15 protein-coding genes and 1 other RNA gene are annotated in these 16,170 nt (G+C 35.5%); 2 read left to right on the top strand and 14 right to left on the bottom strand.

What is annotated here, in order from left to right:
* Positions 1 to 33: 33 nt before the first annotated feature.
* From BCELL_RS11005 to BCELL_RS10980, 6 genes are all read right to left on the bottom strand, one after another.
* Complete coding sequence (locus BCELL_RS11005; RefSeq protein WP_013488813.1) at positions 34 to 1,506, bottom strand: spore germination protein; 1,473 nt, start codon at positions 1,504 to 1,506, stop codon at positions 34 to 36.
* A 220-nt stretch (positions 1,507 to 1,726) separates the two neighbouring features.
* Positions 1,727 to 4,231: a DNA topoisomerase IV subunit A gene (gene parC, locus BCELL_RS11000; protein WP_013488812.1), complete on the bottom strand. Its 2,505-nt coding sequence runs from the start codon at positions 4,229 to 4,231 to the stop codon at positions 1,727 to 1,729.
* A 3-nt stretch (positions 4,232 to 4,234) separates the two neighbouring features.
* Positions 4,235 to 6,205, bottom strand: coding sequence for a DNA topoisomerase IV subunit B (gene parE / locus BCELL_RS10995; RefSeq protein WP_041808887.1), 1,971 nt, complete (start codon positions 6,203 to 6,205; stop codon positions 4,235 to 4,237).
* A gap of 419 nt (positions 6,206 to 6,624) precedes the next feature.
* Positions 6,625 to 7,032, bottom strand: coding sequence for a CoA-binding protein (locus BCELL_RS10990; protein ID WP_013488810.1), 408 nt, complete (start codon positions 7,030 to 7,032; stop codon positions 6,625 to 6,627).
* Between the two features lie 29 nt (positions 7,033 to 7,061).
* Entirely contained in the window at positions 7,062 to 7,490 is a 429-nt protein-coding gene (locus tag BCELL_RS10985) for a universal stress protein (RefSeq protein WP_013488809.1), read from the bottom strand.
* A 290-nt stretch (positions 7,491 to 7,780) separates the two neighbouring features.
* The gene (locus tag BCELL_RS10980) at positions 7,781 to 9,289 is read right to left on the bottom strand and encodes a carboxypeptidase M32 (RefSeq protein WP_013488808.1); all 1,509 of its coding nucleotides are present in this window, start codon (positions 9,287 to 9,289) and stop codon (positions 7,781 to 7,783) included.
* A gap of 145 nt (positions 9,290 to 9,434) precedes the next feature.
* Between BCELL_RS10980 and BCELL_RS10975 the strand changes: the two genes are divergently transcribed.
* A complete protein-coding gene (locus BCELL_RS10975) occupies positions 9,435 to 9,737 on the top strand; it encodes a HesB/YadR/YfhF family protein (protein ID WP_013488807.1) in 303 nt (100 codons plus the stop codon).
* Between the two features lie 50 nt (positions 9,738 to 9,787).
* Here BCELL_RS10975 and moaA read toward each other — a convergent pair whose 3' ends face one another.
* From moaA to BCELL_RS22150, 8 genes are all read right to left on the bottom strand, one after another.
* A complete protein-coding gene (gene moaA, locus BCELL_RS10970; RefSeq protein ID WP_013488806.1) occupies positions 9,788 to 10,807 on the bottom strand; it encodes a GTP 3',8-cyclase MoaA in 1,020 nt (339 codons plus the stop codon).
* 336 nt (positions 10,808 to 11,143) lie between these two features.
* On the bottom strand, positions 11,144 to 11,386 hold the full coding sequence (locus BCELL_RS10965) for a DUF2564 family protein (protein ID WP_013488805.1): 243 nt from the start codon (positions 11,384 to 11,386) through the stop codon (positions 11,144 to 11,146).
* A 309-nt stretch (positions 11,387 to 11,695) separates the two neighbouring features.
* Positions 11,696 to 12,832 carry a THUMP domain-containing class I SAM-dependent RNA methyltransferase gene (locus BCELL_RS10960; RefSeq protein ID WP_013488804.1) on the bottom strand — a complete coding sequence of 379 codons (1,137 nt, stop codon included), beginning with the start codon at positions 12,830 to 12,832 and terminating at the stop codon, positions 11,696 to 11,698.
* A gap of 190 nt (positions 12,833 to 13,022) precedes the next feature.
* Positions 13,023 to 13,413, bottom strand: an RNA gene (gene rnpB, locus BCELL_RS22155) — RNase P RNA component class B.
* Positions 13,414 to 13,466: 53 nt separating this feature from the next.
* The gene (locus BCELL_RS10955) at positions 13,467 to 13,874 is read right to left on the bottom strand and encodes a reverse transcriptase-like protein (protein WP_013488803.1); all 408 of its coding nucleotides are present in this window, start codon (positions 13,872 to 13,874) and stop codon (positions 13,467 to 13,469) included.
* A gap of 30 nt (positions 13,875 to 13,904) precedes the next feature.
* Entirely contained in the window at positions 13,905 to 14,231 is a 327-nt protein-coding gene (gene gpsB, locus BCELL_RS10950) for a cell division regulator GpsB (protein WP_041808884.1), read from the bottom strand.
* Positions 14,232 to 14,294: 63 nt separating this feature from the next.
* Positions 14,295 to 14,861 carry an SLOG family protein gene (locus BCELL_RS10945; RefSeq protein ID WP_013488801.1) on the bottom strand — a complete coding sequence of 189 codons (567 nt, stop codon included), beginning with the start codon at positions 14,859 to 14,861 and terminating at the stop codon, positions 14,295 to 14,297.
* A gap of 90 nt (positions 14,862 to 14,951) precedes the next feature.
* Complete coding sequence (locus BCELL_RS22150) at positions 14,952 to 15,185, bottom strand: CotD family spore coat protein (RefSeq protein ID WP_013488800.1); 234 nt, start codon at positions 15,183 to 15,185, stop codon at positions 14,952 to 14,954.
* 639 nt (positions 15,186 to 15,824) lie between these two features.
* On the opposite strand from BCELL_RS22150, the gene BCELL_RS10940 reads away from it, so the two are divergent.
* Positions 15,825 to 16,145: a 2Fe-2S iron-sulfur cluster-binding protein gene (locus BCELL_RS10940; protein WP_013488799.1), complete on the top strand. Its 321-nt coding sequence runs from the start codon at positions 15,825 to 15,827 to the stop codon at positions 16,143 to 16,145.
* Positions 16,146 to 16,170 lie beyond the last annotated feature (25 nt).

Genomic DNA, 16,170 nt, shown 5'->3' with positions numbered 1-16,170 from the left:
CACCCTAACGTGTCTAGAAGAATCAATCGTCCCTTATCTTTTCGGCATAAAAAAGTGTGCAATGCCTTTAGCATCGAATGGTGCAAAAGGATACATAAATGGTTTATTCATCGAATCTAGTTTACATAAATGAACGAGTAAAAATCCTACTGCTAACACTAATCCATAAAGACCTAAAAATGCTGCAGCTGTTACTAATAAGTAACGAGTAATTCTCCACGAGTTAACAAATTCCCACGATGGTAAAGTAAATGTTGCAATTGCCGTAAATGCTATGACAATAACCATTGTATTACTCACTAACCCAGCCTCTACGGCAGCTTGACCGATAACTAGACCACCTACAATACCAATTGTTTGTCCAACGAAACTCGGTAATCGAATACTAGCTTCTACTAATACATCGAGGGCAAACATCATTAAATAAGCCTCAGCAGTTGCCGGTAAAGGAATGTTAATTCTCGCTTGTGCAACACTGATTGTTAAGTTCGTAGGAATCAATTCTGGTTGAAATGCAACTAACGATACATATAATGCAGGTAAAATAGTCCCGATAAACAAGCTAATGAGACGTAAAATTCTTATGAAAAATAAATTCCAAGGTACAAAAAACGCTCGATCCTCACTCGTTTCAATCATATCCATCAAAGTAACTGGTGAGATAATCGCAAATGTTGAATTATCCATAAATATAATGGCTTTCCCTTGTACGAGAGAGAAAGCAACTAAATCGGGCCTCTCTGTTTTTTGTGTTTGCGGGAAAAGTGAATACGGATGCTTCGATATATATTTTGTTAATTGTCCTGTTCCTAGAAGATGTTCATTATTATAACTACTTAATAGAGAATCTAAATGCTGAATAACTTCAGGCTGACAATATCCATCAAAATACATAACCGATACATGTGTACCACTCACTTGACCGAGCTGATATTCTTTGCAACGTAAACGTGGATCTTTAATAAATTGTCTAACGATCCCTATATTTTTTCGGCTACTTTCTACAAACCCTAATTTAGCTCCGTACACTTGATATTCTGTTGTTGGATCTTGTGGACTTCTTTCATTTTTATGTGGCAAATAAATAATGATTGGCTCTTGCTGATCAATATGAAGAACAATGCAACCTTCTAATATATTGTCGATCGCTTCTTTCCAGCTCGTTGCAGTTTTATATTTCGTTACAGTAAATACGTTACCGAGATCATGAACGTTAGATAAATTTTGCGCATTCATTAATAACGGTTTAATCACTGTTTCTTCTAATTGATCGTTATTAATAAGTCCTGCAATATAACATATATAGACAGATCTACCTGTTTCTAATTGAAAATCTCTCTCTGAAAAATCAACGCTATCCTTAAATATTTCGTTAAACTGTTGTTTAACAACAATCGATGAAACTGGTAAAGCTGCATCCTTATTGACATAGGAGGATATATAGTGATCAAAAGAAAGGTTTTTAATAGGTTGTTGTTGCTTTTTCTTAAAGAGCATATTAAACATGAGTATCCTCCCCTTTCATATATAGTTATTATTTATTTTTATTGGAAACTTATACAAAACAATCTAAGTAAATAAATAAAATGTGTAAATAAACAGATAACAGCACCCTACTAATTAGTTTACATAATAAGATTATGGTAAATAATTTTTAAATAAAAAAAGACTTGGTATCTTTCAACCAAGTCCAAGTCAATATTAAATTTAAATGTAATCATTTCTACTAAAATAACTGTGTTTGATCATCATCTGCATTATTTATCGCATTTCGAGAAGAGCCTTCATCGTCAAGATCGGTATTCGGAGCATCTCCTTCTTCAAACCAAACATCAATTACTTCACCAGTATCTCCAGTATCAAATAAGAACGATCCATTTGTATATCGGTCATTAGATCTAATAGATGCTACTTCAATAGTATCCGTATTTCCGTTCTTAGTCTGAACGAAAATGCTTCCATACTTTGTAATAGGTAATAATGAAGCCACTCTATGAGGATAACGTTTTAGTTCCTTTAGCATCACTAATCCGCGCTTTGCTCTAGATGTTTTTTCAAATACGTTTAGCTTCATCTTTTTATAAGCTGCTCTTTGTGTAACTAAAAATAAATCAGGAGGACTTTCTTCTTTAAAACTCATACAACTAACTACAAAGTCATCCTTTTTTAAGTTTATCGCTTTAACACCAGCAGTTCTTTGCCCTGTAGCACTAACTTCTTCCTCAGTAAACCATAGTCCGTAGCCTGTATGTGTAGCAAAGAAAATATCGTGTGTACCATCAGATAAAGTTACAGATATAACTTCATCATCTTTTTTAAGCTTTACTGCCATTAACGCTTTAGAATTTCGCTGAGCCTTATACTCAGACAATACGGTTTTTTTCACCATTCCTAGCTTTGTAGCAAATAGGACATACTCACTGTCATTAAATTCCTTTACAGGAATAGCTGTTAATATATCATCATCATTATCCATTGCTACTAAATTTGCTACGTGTTGGCCACTATCCTTCCATCTAATTTCAGGAAGCTGGTGTACTGGTAAAAATAAAAATGATCCTTTTCTAGTAAACAATAATAAAGTGTCTGTCGTATTTATTTCCAAGGAGTACAATAATCGATCCGTCTCCTTCATTCCTGGTGGCTCCCCGTTAGAGGCTGCATACGATCGAAGGCTAGAACGCTTTACATATCCTTCCTTCGTAACCGTTACTCTCACATCTTCTGAAGGAATAACAACTTCTAGATTTATTTTTAAATCTTCTATTTCTTGCTCAATAACAGTTCTTCGAGCTTCTGCATATTTCTTTTTAATTTCTTTTAGTTCTCGTTTAATTTCATTAATCAAATTTTTCTCTGATGATAAAATTGCCTCAAGCTTTTCAATAAGTTTTTTTAGCTCACTCGCTTCCTCCTCGAGTGTAGTAACATCAGTATTTGTTAATCTGTATAGCTGTAATGTTACAATTGCTTCAGCTTGTGGCTCTGTAAATTGATACATGTCTTGAAGACGGTCTTTTGCATCTTTTTTATCTTTAGATGCTCTAATTGTTTGGATAACTTCATCCAAAATAGATATCGCTTTTATTAAGCCTTCAACAATATGAGCTCTTTCTTTCGCTTTATTTAAATCAAATTTTGTACGTCTCGTCACTACTTCTTTTTGATGGTTAATATATGCTTCAAGCATATGCTTTAAGCCAAGAAGCTTCGGTGTTTTATTAAAGATAGCGACCATATTGAAATTATACGAAACTTGTAAATCGGTATTTTTGTATAAATAATGTAGAATTCCTTTTGAATCAGCCTCTTTCTTTAATTCCACGACAATACGAAGTCCCGTACGGTCTGTATCATCACGAACTTCAGCAATACCGTCGACTTTTTTATCGATACGAAGCTCGTCCATACGCTTCACTAAGTTAGCTTTATTCACCTCATAAGGAATTTCTGTAATCACTATTTGCTGTTTCCCGCCACGTACATCTTCAATCTCTGCTTTTCCTCTTAAAACAATTTTGCCTTTTCCAGTTTCATAAGCTTTTTTAAGCCCATCAACGCCCTGTATAGTTCCTCCAGTTGGAAAGTCAGGTCCTTTAATATGCTTCATAAGGTCATCGACAGTAGAGTCAGGATGCTCCATATGGTGTATCGCCGCATCAATTACTTCACCTAAGTGATGTGGCGGTATATCAGTCGCATAACCACTAGAAATACCAGTTGAGCCATTTACAAGTAAATTGGGAAAACGGGATGGAAGTACAACTGGCTCTTCAAGTGAATCATCAAAGTTTAACATGAAATCAACAGTATCTTTTTCTATGTCTTTTAATAATTCAGCGGAAATAGCGGAAAGCCTTGCTTCTGTATAACGCATTGCAGCAGGTGGGTCTCCATCAATCGAACCATTATTCCCGTGCATTTGCACGAGAAGGTGTCTCATTTTCCAATCTTGGCTTTGTCTTATCATCGCATCATAAACAGATGAATCTCCATGAGGATGGTAGTTACCGATAACATTACCAACAGTTTTGGCTGCCTTTCGGAATGGCTTATCCGAGGTATTTCGATCGGTATACATCGCATATAAAATACGGCGTTGAACTGGCTTTAAACCATCCCTCGCGTCTGGTAAAGCCCTATCTTGAATAATATATTTACTGTATCGACCAAACCTATCTCCGATGACATCCTCCAGAGGCAGGTCTAAATAGCGTTCTTTCTCCTGCAAGGATTACTCCTCCTCTGTAACTAACAAATTTTCGTTTTCTAGTATATTTGTTTCTTCGTTTAGTCCAAATTGTACGTTTCTTTCTATCCATTTACGGCGTGGCTCTACTTTATCTCCCATTAGCGTAGCAACACGACGTTCTGCACGGGTTATATCATCTATCTTCACTCTAACAAGTGTACGAGTTTCTGGATCCATCGTAGTTTCCCAAAGCTGGGTAGCATCCATCTCACCGAGTCCTTTATATCGTTGAATTGTATAACCTTTACCAATTTTTTGAATCGCTTCTTGTAAACCATCTTCATCCCAAGCATATTCTATTTTTTCTTTTTTTCCAGACCCCTTACTCACCTTGTATAGAGGCGGTAAAGCGATATACACTCGGCCAGCTTCTACGAGCGGTCGCATATAACGATAAAAGAATGTTAATAAAAGTACTTGGATATGTGCACCGTCTGTATCTGCATCGGTCATGATAATAACTTTATCGTAGTTGATATCTTCAAGCTGAAAATCAGCACCGACATCGCCACCAATAGCGTAAATAATTGTACGTATTTCTTCATTTTTCATGATGTCAGCAAGCTTAGCTTTCTCTGTATTAATTACTTTACCACGAAGAGGAAGCACTGCTTGGAATTTTCGGTCTCTTCCTTGTTTAGCAGAACCACCCGCCGAATCACCCTCAACTAAATACAATTCATTCCGCTTTGGATTTTTCGATTGAGCCGGTGTTAATTTCCCGCTTAACATGGCATCTTTACGTTTATTTTTTTTCCCACTTCTTGCATCTTCTCGTGCTTTCCTTGCAGCTTCTCGTGCTTGTGCTGCTTTAACCGCCTTTTTGATTAAACGGTTGCTTAAATCAGGATTTTCTTCTAGAAAAAAGCTGAGCTTTTCTGAAACGATGCTATCTACGGCAGAACGGGCCACTGGTGTTCCTAGCTTCCCTTTTGTCTGTCCTTCAAATTGGAGCTTATCCTCTGGTACTCTAACAGAAACAATTGCTGTAAAACCTTCTCGAATATCGTTTCCGTCTAAATTCTTATCTCGCTCCTTTAATAGCTGAAGTTTACGTCCATGTTCATTAATGATTCGTGTAACAGCTGTTTTAGCACCGAGTTCATGTGTACCACCATCTTTTGTTCTCACGTTGTTAACGAAGGATAGCATGTTTTCTGTAAAGGCATCGTTATACTGAAAAGCGAAATCAACTTCGATATCATCCTGAGTTCCTTGAAAGGACACGACCGGATGTAATACTTCCTTTTCTTCATTTAAATATTCAACGAAAGCCTCGAGACCAGTATCGTATTGGAATACTTCCTTATCGTTATCTTTATTAGGTCTTGCATCAACGAGCTCAATTTTTAACCCTTTTAATAAAAATGCGGCTTCTCTTAATCGTTCAGCTAACGTATCGTATTGATATGTTGTTGTACTAAAAATGGATGGGTCGGGCTTAAAGTGAACTGTTGTACCGGTTTTCTTAGTAGATCCGATAACTTCAAGAGTCGTTACTGGCTTGCCTCCATCTTCAAAACGTTGTTGATAAATTTTACCGTCACGATGGATAGTTACTTCTAACCATTCAGACAAAGCATTTACGACTGATGCCCCTACACCATGTAATCCACCACTCGTTTTATATCCGCCTTGACCAAATTTACCTCCAGCGTGCAAAACGGTTAAAATAACTTCTGGAGTAGGTTTACCCGTACTATGCATGCCAGTTGGATACCCACGACCATTATCTTTTACACTTATACTTTCGTCTTTATGTATTGTAACAGTGATTTCATCACCATAACCAGCAAGTGCTTCGTCGACTGAATTATCTACAATTTCAAAAACAAGATGATGTAATCCACGATGATCTGTACTTCCTATATACATACCAGGACGTTTTCTTACTGCTTCTAATCCTTCTAATACTTGTATTGAATCATCATTGTATTCATATGGCTGCTTCATTGACAATGATTTCTTCCCCTTTCTCGATCCGAGCTAACAAACAGATACTATATAACATACCAAATAATAAATAAAAATTGAACTATAAAAAGGAATATGGTGACACTTTTATTCCAATAATGTTCCCTTAATACTCCTAACAATAAAGAATAGTAGTTGTATTTGTCAATTTATCATTTTATTTCATCGAAAATAATGACAGTAAAATTTACAAAAATAGAGGTCAATAATGATTAATATTTAGAGTATGATCGGTTAGTCATTTTTGATCTATTTTAGTGATCCAAATAGCCATTATATACAATAAAAAGACTTAAAACTAGCCATTGTGAAGCTAGTTTTAAGTCTTTTTATACTCTTAACTTCAAAAGCCCATTATAAACGGAAATACGAAGATTGATCTCATAGCCAAAACTTCGCTAACGTGTCAAAGCGTGTTCAACTTTTATACACCGATCCATGATTACCTTCATCCCTGCATTTTGAGCTATTTTATAAGCTTCCTCACTCACTAAACCTTGTTGACACCAAAATACTTTAGCATCGACATGTGAAGCTTCCTCTGCAATTTCAGGAAGGAACTCTTCTCTCCTAAAAACATTGATAATATCAACTGGCCTATCTAATTCCTTTAAAAAATTAAGTGCTTTTATACCAAAAACTTCTTTAATTGTTGGGTTAACTGGGATAATGTCATACCCTGATTGTAACAACGCAAAAGCAATTTGATGTGATGTCCGCATTTCATTGTCAGATAATCCTACTACTGCAATCGTTGTTGCTTCATCAAGTATTGTTTTAATTTCCTCTCGACTTGGGTTTTTCATAGCTACTCCTCCTATTAATGCATTCGTTACTACTTAATTATTAATACGGGACATTTTACTCTTTTTGATACTTTATGACTAACACTTCCTAAAACCATTCTCTGGAATGGATTTAGTCCTCTGCTGCCTATAATAACGATATCATACTCCCCTTCATTCGCCTCTTCCACAATTGTAGGTCCGGGCTCTCCTATAACATGCTTTACTTCGAGTGATACACCAGCTTCCTTAATTGTTTCTTCAATTTCTTTCGTTTGCTCTTTCTGAATAGATGTAGATGTATCATATTCTATTTCCATCGTCTCATGTAATATATCTTTTCTATTGCGTAAGTCATCTAATACATTAATAAGTGTTATTTTTGAACCGCTTACATTTTGTGCTAAATAAATTGCTTTACTAGCAGCCCGCTTAGAATGTACCGAACCATCGGCAGCTAACAAAATATTTTTAAACATGTGATTTCCCCCTCACATAATAAATAATGAACCAGGAAGTGACTGAATAATTTTAAAGCCTCTCTCCTTATTAATATTCTATATATATCTGTTTGCTTCCTTTAATAAACTGTTTTTTTGTATATTTTAGTTTGAGAACGGTGTATAAATTGTGAACGATTTTCTTTGTTATTATCGAAATTAATTTTATTTTAATAACGGTGTTGAAATAATACAACTAAAAGTCATTATAACTTGATCGAAACGTAGAAAAAGAGATCGATGAAAAAAATCGTCGATCTCTTGAAATTTTATAGTTTATATACCGAATGATATTTTGTTTTTAAGTACTGTATTAAATGCTTTGCATTTACACCTTCACTTGTCACGTCTTTTAATATTTGCAAAGGTTTTTTACTTTTACCGTGTTTGTGTACTTTTTCTGTGAGCCATTCTTTGATCGGAGTCAAGTTCCCTTCACTTAATAGTTGCTCGAAATGAGGAATATCTTTGTCCATCGCTGACTTTAATTGTGCTGCATACACATATCCTAATGCATATGATGGAAAATAGCCGAAAGAGCCGCCTGACCAATGTACGTCTTGAAGTACACCTTCAGCATCGTTTGACGGACGTATCCCTAAAAGCTCTTCCATCTTATCATTCCATGCTTTCGGTAAGTCTTTTACTTCTAATTCCCCATTAATTAGTGCTTTTTCTAACTCATAGCGTAAGATGATATGTAAAGAGTAAGTCATTTCATCTGCTTCAATTCTTATGAAAGAAGGTCCAGCTACGTTAATACCATCATAAAACTCCTCAAGTGTGACGCGATCAAATTGGCCTGAAGAAAAGCTTTTTAGTTTATCGTAATGTTTTTCCCAGAAGGCTTTATTTCTTCCTACAAAATTTTCCCAGAAAAGTGATTGTGATTCATGAATTCCCATCGACGTTCCAGTACAAAGAGGTGTTCCGACATACTTTTTATCAATATTTTGCTCATAAAGTGCATGGCCACCTTCGTGTATTGTCCCAAAAACTGCTGTTCTGAAATCTTTTTCGTCATACTTAGTTGTTACACGTACGTCACCAGGATTTAAGCCTATTGCAAATGGGTGTACAGTAGTATCTAAACGTCCTGCTTCAAAGTCATATTGCATACTTTTTAATATATCTATACTTAGCTTCTCCTGATTTTCTTTTGGAAAATGTTCAAATAAAAAATCGGTTTTTGGTTGGTATGAAGAGGATGTCACTTCTTTTAAAAGGGGCACAATTTCATCTTTAAGCTGACCAAAAACATCATCTATAATATCAACAGTTAAACCTGGTTCGTAATCATCTAATAAAGTATTATATTTGTTCGTTTCATAACCTACCCATTCTACGTACTTACGGTTAAATTCCACAATTTTTTCTAAATATGGTTGAAATAAAGTGAAGTCTGCTGCATCCTTCGCTTCAGCCCATATCGATTCAGCTTTTGCAGTTAAAATGACATACTCGCTATATTCCTTTTCTGGAATTTTTTCTAGCTTCAATAAGTCCTTTTCACATTCCAGCACAGCACCTTGTGTCACATCGTCTAAGCTACCCCAAACCGTTTCTGCTCTTAACTCTTTAATGTATTGCTTCATTTCCTGAGATGTACTTAACCGGAATACTTCTGAAGAAAGTGTACCAAGTACCTCTGAACGTTGGTCGACGCCTTTTTTTGGTGCTCCCGTTCTTAAATCCCATGCTAAAACGCCAATTGCCTCATTATAGTTTGAGATCTTTTTTATTAGTTCGCGGAATTGTTGTTCTACATCTTTACTCATTGATAATCCCCTTTCAAATATGTAATGATAATAAAATACACCATTATTATACATGCTCTTTATGAAAAGTTATAACCTTTTGAAAAAAAGCTAAATAAACGATTATTTACATGTATTTAAATTATTAAAGTGGAGGTTGAAGATAATGGATATTTACATAACCGATAAAGCAGTTAACTTTTATAAAAATGAGATGAAACTTGAAGATGGTGCTTATGTGACATTATTCGTACGTGTTGGTGGGATTGGTTCAGGAGGTTTTTCTGTTGGTATGAAACGAGGTAAACCTGATCTTGATTTCGAAACGCTACTATTTAATAATGTTTACTTTTGTATACATACTGATGAAAGGTGGTATTTTGATGGAATGAAAATTGACTATGATGATGATTTTGATGAAATGATCTTTACTAATGAAAAAATTGATAATGTTACAAATCCTAAATAGTAAAAACGGAGCATGAGAGGGAATCCCCTCCTCGATGACTCCGTTTTATTTTAACCACCTATATGTGACATCTCGATTTTTTTTATCTTTTGCTTATCTGTATTGTACAGCCTTTCTTCTGAATATTTGTCATCGCGCGCATTCCAAATATTTACAATTCTATTTATTAAATCATTGTCAGAGGCCCCACTTCGTAACATATCTCGAATATCATGACCAGAATTAGAAAATAAACAAGTTACTAGCTTCCCTTCGGCTGATAATCGAATTCGTGAACAGGTAGAACAAAATGTATCTGTTACAGAAGATATTATCCCTATCTCATTTTCATTATCTTTATATTTATAACGTGTCGCCACTTCACCATCATAATGAGGCTCTACTTCCTCAAGTGGTAATTCCTCATTGATAATAGACAGAATTTCTTTTTTACTCACAACGTGATCTAACTTCCACCCGTTAGAATTTCCGACATCCATATATTCAATAAAGCGGAGAACAATTCCAGTCTCTTTAAAATAATGTGCCATTGGTAATATATCCTTATCATTCATTCCACGTTTAACAACCATATTGATTTTAACATGTAAACCAGCCTTTTTTGCAGCTTTGATCCCTTCTAATACTGTGTTTACACTTATGTCACGTCCATTTATATAGCGGAATTTTTCATCGTCTAAACAGTCAAGGCTTATTGTAACTCTATCAAGGCCGTTTTCCTTCAACTCCTTGGCATATTTTGGAAGTAATGAACCGTTGGTCGTCATTGCAATATCCTCAATCGCTTCTATTTCACGTATTAACGCTATTAGATGAGAAACATTTTGTCTCATTAATGGCTCACCACCAGTAATTCTCACCTTTTTAATACTAGCAGCCTTTACAAATAGCTTCGTTATATATGCCATTTCCTCAAGCGTCAACACTTCATTTTTTGGTAGGAATTGAAAATTTTTATCAAATATTTCAGGTGGCATACAATATCTACATCTAAAGTTACAGCGATCGGTCACTGATAATCGTAAATCCCGAAGTGGTCTCCCTAATTTATCTGTTATCTTTATACTCATTCATATCCACCCCTCAATTACACTTATTATACGTTGAATGTTTTTACGTAAACAAGTGATTAAGGATAAGTTTCATAGAATTATTACATTTATAGTATTGTTTTGATTATTAACTATAGAAATATTGCTTGACTACAGTGATGCTTCAACCTATACGAAACGATTGAAATAGACGCATTTCACATAATGAGATGGGTTTTTAAATAATCAAATTTTAAGTATAGGAATATTATTCGAATAAAAAAGAGATTGACTCACTGGTGATTTTCACCTTTTGAGTCAACCTTTAAGCAATCCACTGAACAAATATATAGGGAGTGTGGGGGTTCCATTATTTTAGTCTTTAGCTTCCTCCACTTGATGCTCAAGCTTTTGAATGAGTCCTGAAGAATAATCAATAAACTCTTTTGACATTTCGTGCTTGTATGCTGAATTTAATTGATCTTTAGCAGCTTCTATTGCTTTCGTCGCAGTTTCTAACTGATCTGGATCCATATTCATTGTTGCATTACCAACAGTTCTTTGTGCAGCTTTGATTGCCATTTCAACTTGGTGAATCTCATCAAATGGCTTAGACATTGTTCATCCGCCTTTCTCATACTTGTTTAGAGAGTTTTTTCATCACCATTACATAAAACGGTGTGTTCATTATTATTTCATTTAAATACGAAAACAATGCATGAAAAAAAGAGGTTAACTGAAAAAGATGATTTTTCAAGGGCACTGAAAAAGTGGTGTTTCTCTCACTTTTTCAGTGCCCTTGTTTTTTCCTTTTGAATTACCTCTAAGCGATGTGCGGACCGAACGTAGTCAATTGTATTCCCATTAAAAGTAAGTTCCCTATATCTTATCGTATTGCTTGTCCAAATTTCTCTACTTGAAGACAACCTACTTACGTGGTGGACGTTTTCCCCAAAACTGATAAAAATCAGTACGAATATTCCCATTATATAATTTTCTCTTTTTTGTAGCTTTCTTACCATAAGCTTTTTCAAAATCTTCATAAGAAGTGATCATGTATACCGACCATGTTTCTAATGGACGATATGTTTCACCTAAATCGCGATATAAGTTTTCAACATATTTCTTTTCATTCATCCTCTCCCCGTAAGGAGGATTTCCTACTATTACTCCATATTCCTTCTTTGTTGTAAAATCTTTCGCTTGCATCTGCTTGAATTTGATTTGGTCAGGAAAACCAGCTTCCGTGGCATTGTTTGATGCAAGCTCAATCATTTTGTGATCAATATCCGTACCTAATATCGTTAAAGGCTGATCATATTTAGCTAAGTCCTCCGCTTCTTGCAAAGCAAGATCATGCCATTGCGGTTTAAACCAAGCCCATTTTTCATATGCAAATTCCCGGTTAATCCCAGGGGCAATGTTCTGCCCTATCATAGCAGCTTCGATTGGTAATGTACCTGAACCACAAAATGGATCAACAAAAGGACGATCTGGATGCCAATTCGTTAATTTGATCATCGCTGCTGCTAACGTTTCTTTCAACGGTGCTTCATTATGTAAATATCGGTATCCACGTTTATGTAGCCCTGTACCACTCGTATCGATCGTCAAAGTGACAATATCCTTTAAAATTGCTACTTCAATACGTTGTAAAGGTCCTTTTTCCTCGAACCATTCAATATGGTGACTTTGCTTTAAGCTTTCTACTACGGCCTTTTTCACAATTGCCTGACAATCTGGAACACTATATAAAGTTGATTTCACGGACTTCCCTATAACTGGAAATTCAGCATCTTTAGAAACATATTCTGACCATGGTAAAGCTTTAGTTTGTTCAAATAATTCTTCAAAGCTTGTCGCTTTAAATTCGCCTACTAACAGTTTTACTCGATCAGCTGTTCTTAGCCAAAGATTAGCACGTGCGATACCAGATGGATCCGCTTCAAAAATGACTTTGCCATTTTCTACTTTTACATCTGTATAACCTAATGCCCGTACTTCATCAGCTACAATAGCTTCCAATCCCATAGCAGCTGTTGCGATTAATGTAATGGAATCCATTACAATGCCCCCTTTCTAAACCATTTATACTATACCTTGCCTACAGTATACTTTCAAGAAAATATCATTCATTAGCTTTACCTATTATAAGAACGATAAAACAAAGCAGGTAAGAAATGCTGCTGAAAAGTAAAAAAAACTCTACGATCAATCGTAGAGTTAGCCTGCTTTATCATGGACGCCATTTATGTTTTGTAAGCCATGTTCTGTACCTTCGTACTACAAACGGGTGTCAGCCCTCATACAAAAGGCAGTAATCATCTGTCTACAAGCATATTGCTTGTTCCTTAGTCCGTTCAATTCCTTCCTAAGGATGCCCCTACCTAATTTTGGGTTTCTCGCTCGTGGGGTTTACCCCGTTCCACTCTTTATATTTCTATAAAGACTCCGTCACTGTGGCACTTTCAAGGTATTTACACCATATTTACAATTGTAAACTTAGGTGTGTTCCCTGCCGTTAGTCCAGTCGTAACCAAACTACCCTAGCTTATGACTTCGCTAGGCACGAACACTACAATCATCTCAGATTGTGCGAGCATGGACTTTCCTCTACATCAAAGATGCAGCGATTACTCAAACATAAATGGTTGTCTTGAGCGACAAATATTATTTTAACAGAAATATAACGTATGAATCAATGACTAAATTTTTCCTTTGCCATTAAAATCGCTTTTTTCGCTAATTGATCTGCTTCCTTATTTTGTTTACTCGGTATCCATTTAACGAATACATGGTCAAAGTCATGATCCATTTGTTTAAGCGCTTCATCTAATAAAAAGCGAAATTTTTCACTTTTTACATATTTCTTTTCTAACGCATTTTCTAAAACTTGCGAATCAGTTCTAATGGAAATAACCCGAAATCCTAACTCTTTACATAAAGTTAATGCTTTAATAATAGCTTGAAATTCCGCTTCATGGTTTGACATCACATGTAACGGGAAAGCTTTACGAATGAGTTGTCCATTATTATTAATAAAAACGCCTGCACCGGAAGGACCAGGATTTCCAGCGCTCCCTCCATCAATGTACACTTCAATCAATTTTCATCGTTCCTTTAAACACTGTGATGATTACTCATAAAGTTTACTGCCGAATACATGCTTTTCAAGATTTGATAACCTTCTTAAAATATCATAATTCGTATTACCAGATTGTGTTTGTTGTTGAGTTTGTTGCGGTTGACGCTTCGTATGCTCACTTAACGTTACCGCCTCTTTCTTTAATCGTTCCACTTCCTTCTCCAACCAATCAACGCGATTCTCAAATGCATCATAGTCTTTAATAATGACATCTAAAAATTGATCGACCTCTTCTTGACTATAACCTCTTAAACCTGTTTTAAAGTCCTTTTCAAGTATATCTTTTTGGGTTAACCGAGAAATTCGTTTTTGAACCACCTTTATACTCACCTCTACTCCTCCATCTTTACTTCTTTATTTTTTCAAAAAGCTGCGCTGTTGTCAATTCCAACTATTGTCCTCGTCCTGTAATTCACGTGTTACATCTTCGATTTCATCCGGAGTCAAGAAAAAGATAGGATAATCATTAGTCTCTGCCTTCTTTTTCGCATTTGTTAAATAATATGTAGGAGTACCCTCAGTATATTCATCAAAAAGGACGAGAAGTGCATGACTCTTTTCGACAATAAACTGATTCTTCAGACGTAATTGCATAGGGTTATCATATGTTCGTTTTGTTACGAAGTCGCTATAATCACTATTATTCCAAACGTGGAAGTATAGTTCCTTCGTTGCATCACCTAAACGTTCCTCTTGATTCTGGAACGGAGCTATCGTAGCAATTTTTAAGTGATCGTACGTTTCTTTTAGTTCAATGGCTGCCTCAGCAGCCCAGAGTTCAACACCGGCCTGTCCACTTGTCATAATCCATTCAATATCGTATTCTTCAATTAGTTGTTGCATTTTCTTTTTTAATGCATACTTTAAAAAAGAAAGGTGCGCATGCTTCTCATTAAAGATTCCTAATTCATGTGGTTTATAACCTGTTATTGCTAAAACTTGATACATGTAATCACTCCCTCTCCAAAATTTAAACAGTTGTTTAATTTTTGGAGAGGGAGCGAACCAGCCTTCTTGACTGATTCGCCAAACTATTTACTATCGTCTGCATCCACATGTTGGAGGGCAGTGGAATTCTTGGCAAGTCGTTTGGTGAACTGTAGACTCCGTATGAGGATAATTGTGGAAATATTTCCAGTTGTGTCTCATAACATTAGTAGTATGACTTGGGTGTACTACAGGTACAACATAGTCTGTATCAAATTGTCTTACATTTTGTCTTGTTGGTGTATATCTAGGTGGTAAATTCACTTGACGTCTTGGGTAAAACATTATTAGTCTCCTCCTTTAATTTGTATTCAATAACAAACTATGTTTAGGGAGACCAGAACGTACTAGTATTAGTACCTAATTTTCTGTTTAAAATGTATAATCAAACATTTGATTAGATCAAAATGAGAATAATTTCATTTTTAATGTAATATTCCGGAACTAAAAGTCCAAAATGTAGCACCTATAACGAAAAAGAATAAGACTAAACATAATTTTACCATAGAATGTTCATCCCTTTCCTAGAAACAATCTTCATCGCTATTAGTTTAGTGACTTTATGTCACATTGACAAGGTGTGTTTTATTTCCTTTTTTTCATAGGATCTGTTATAGACAATTGTTGATGCTCACGAAAGGTGCTAGTCGCTTGCGGGAGCATTAGCTGAAGATCCTGCAGGGTGTGGTGCCCGAGGCAAGCGAGCGTCCTGAAGCGGAAATCAACAACAAAGTTTAACATAGCCTTTTCATAAAATAATATTAAGGTTTTCTTCGGCAATTTTCTACAATTTTACACAGGTTTCCTCTCCCATTTAATATAAAAAACTCGAACAAACCACGATTTTGCGCTTCCCTAGGAAATAAAATGTTTATAGGTAGAAAGTGAAAGGAAATAATTAAAAATAAAAAGGAGGTTTTTATTATGCCTAACGTAACGGTACAAGGAAGTAAAACATTTACTGTAGAAGAAGATAAAAAGCTAGTTTTAGCTTTAGAAGACAACGGTATTGATATTCTACATCGCTGTGGAGGAAAAGCGAAATGCACGACGTGTAGAGTGGAAGTACTTCAAGGAAATTTCGGACCTTTAACAAATATTGAGAAAGAAGCATTTGAAAGGAAAGGAATAGAAGATACGTATAGATTATCTTGTCAAGTCTATGTTACAGAAGATGTTACAGTAAGACCAATCATGACTGAGTCATCAACAAACATGGATGTAGGTCCACGTCCAGAAGAATAATGATACGACGCTAAAGAGAAACGCG

The sequence above is a fragment of the Evansella cellulosilytica DSM 2522 genome, assembly GCF_000177235.2.
Lineage (GTDB): Bacteria > Bacillota > Bacilli > Bacillales > Salisediminibacteriaceae > Evansella > Evansella cellulosilytica.
Note: the sequence above shows the minus strand (reverse complement) of the source record. Positions and strands in the feature narration are given on the sequence as shown.

Bases quoted from the DNA above. Each gene is read 5' to 3' on its own strand.
- BCELL_RS10975 (WP_013488807.1), top strand. From the start codon at position 9,435: ATGGATATTTACATAACCGATAAAGCAGTTAACTTTTATAAAAATGAG.
- BCELL_RS10990 (WP_013488810.1), bottom strand. From the start codon at position 7,032: ATGAAAAACCCAAGTCGAGAGGAAATTAAAACAATACTTGATGAAGCA.
- BCELL_RS10945 (WP_013488801.1), bottom strand. From the start codon at position 14,861: ATGTATCAAGTTTTAGCAATAACAGGTTATAAACCACATGAATTAGGA.
- parE (WP_041808887.1), bottom strand. From the start codon at position 6,205: ATGAAGCAGCCATATGAATACAATGATGATTCAATACAAGTATTAGAA.
- BCELL_RS10965 (WP_013488805.1), bottom strand. From the start codon at position 11,386: ATGTCTAAGCCATTTGATGAGATTCACCAAGTTGAAATGGCAATCAAA.
- BCELL_RS22150 (WP_013488800.1), bottom strand. From the start codon at position 15,185: ATGTTTTACCCAAGACGTCAAGTGAATTTACCACCTAGATATACACCA.
- moaA (WP_013488806.1), bottom strand. From the start codon at position 10,807: ATGAGTATAAAGATAACAGATAAATTAGGGAGACCACTTCGGGATTTA.
- BCELL_RS11005 (WP_013488813.1), bottom strand. From the start codon at position 1,506: ATGTTTAATATGCTCTTTAAGAAAAAGCAACAACAACCTATTAAAAAC.
- BCELL_RS10940 (WP_013488799.1), top strand. From the start codon at position 15,825: ATGCCTAACGTAACGGTACAAGGAAGTAAAACATTTACTGTAGAAGAA.
- BCELL_RS10985 (WP_013488809.1), bottom strand. From the start codon at position 7,490: ATGTTTAAAAATATTTTGTTAGCTGCCGATGGTTCGGTACATTCTAAG.
- BCELL_RS10980 (WP_013488808.1), bottom strand. From the start codon at position 9,289: ATGAGTAAAGATGTAGAACAACAATTCCGCGAACTAATAAAAAAGATC.
- BCELL_RS10960 (WP_013488804.1), bottom strand. From the start codon at position 12,832: ATGGATTCCATTACATTAATCGCAACAGCTGCTATGGGATTGGAAGCT.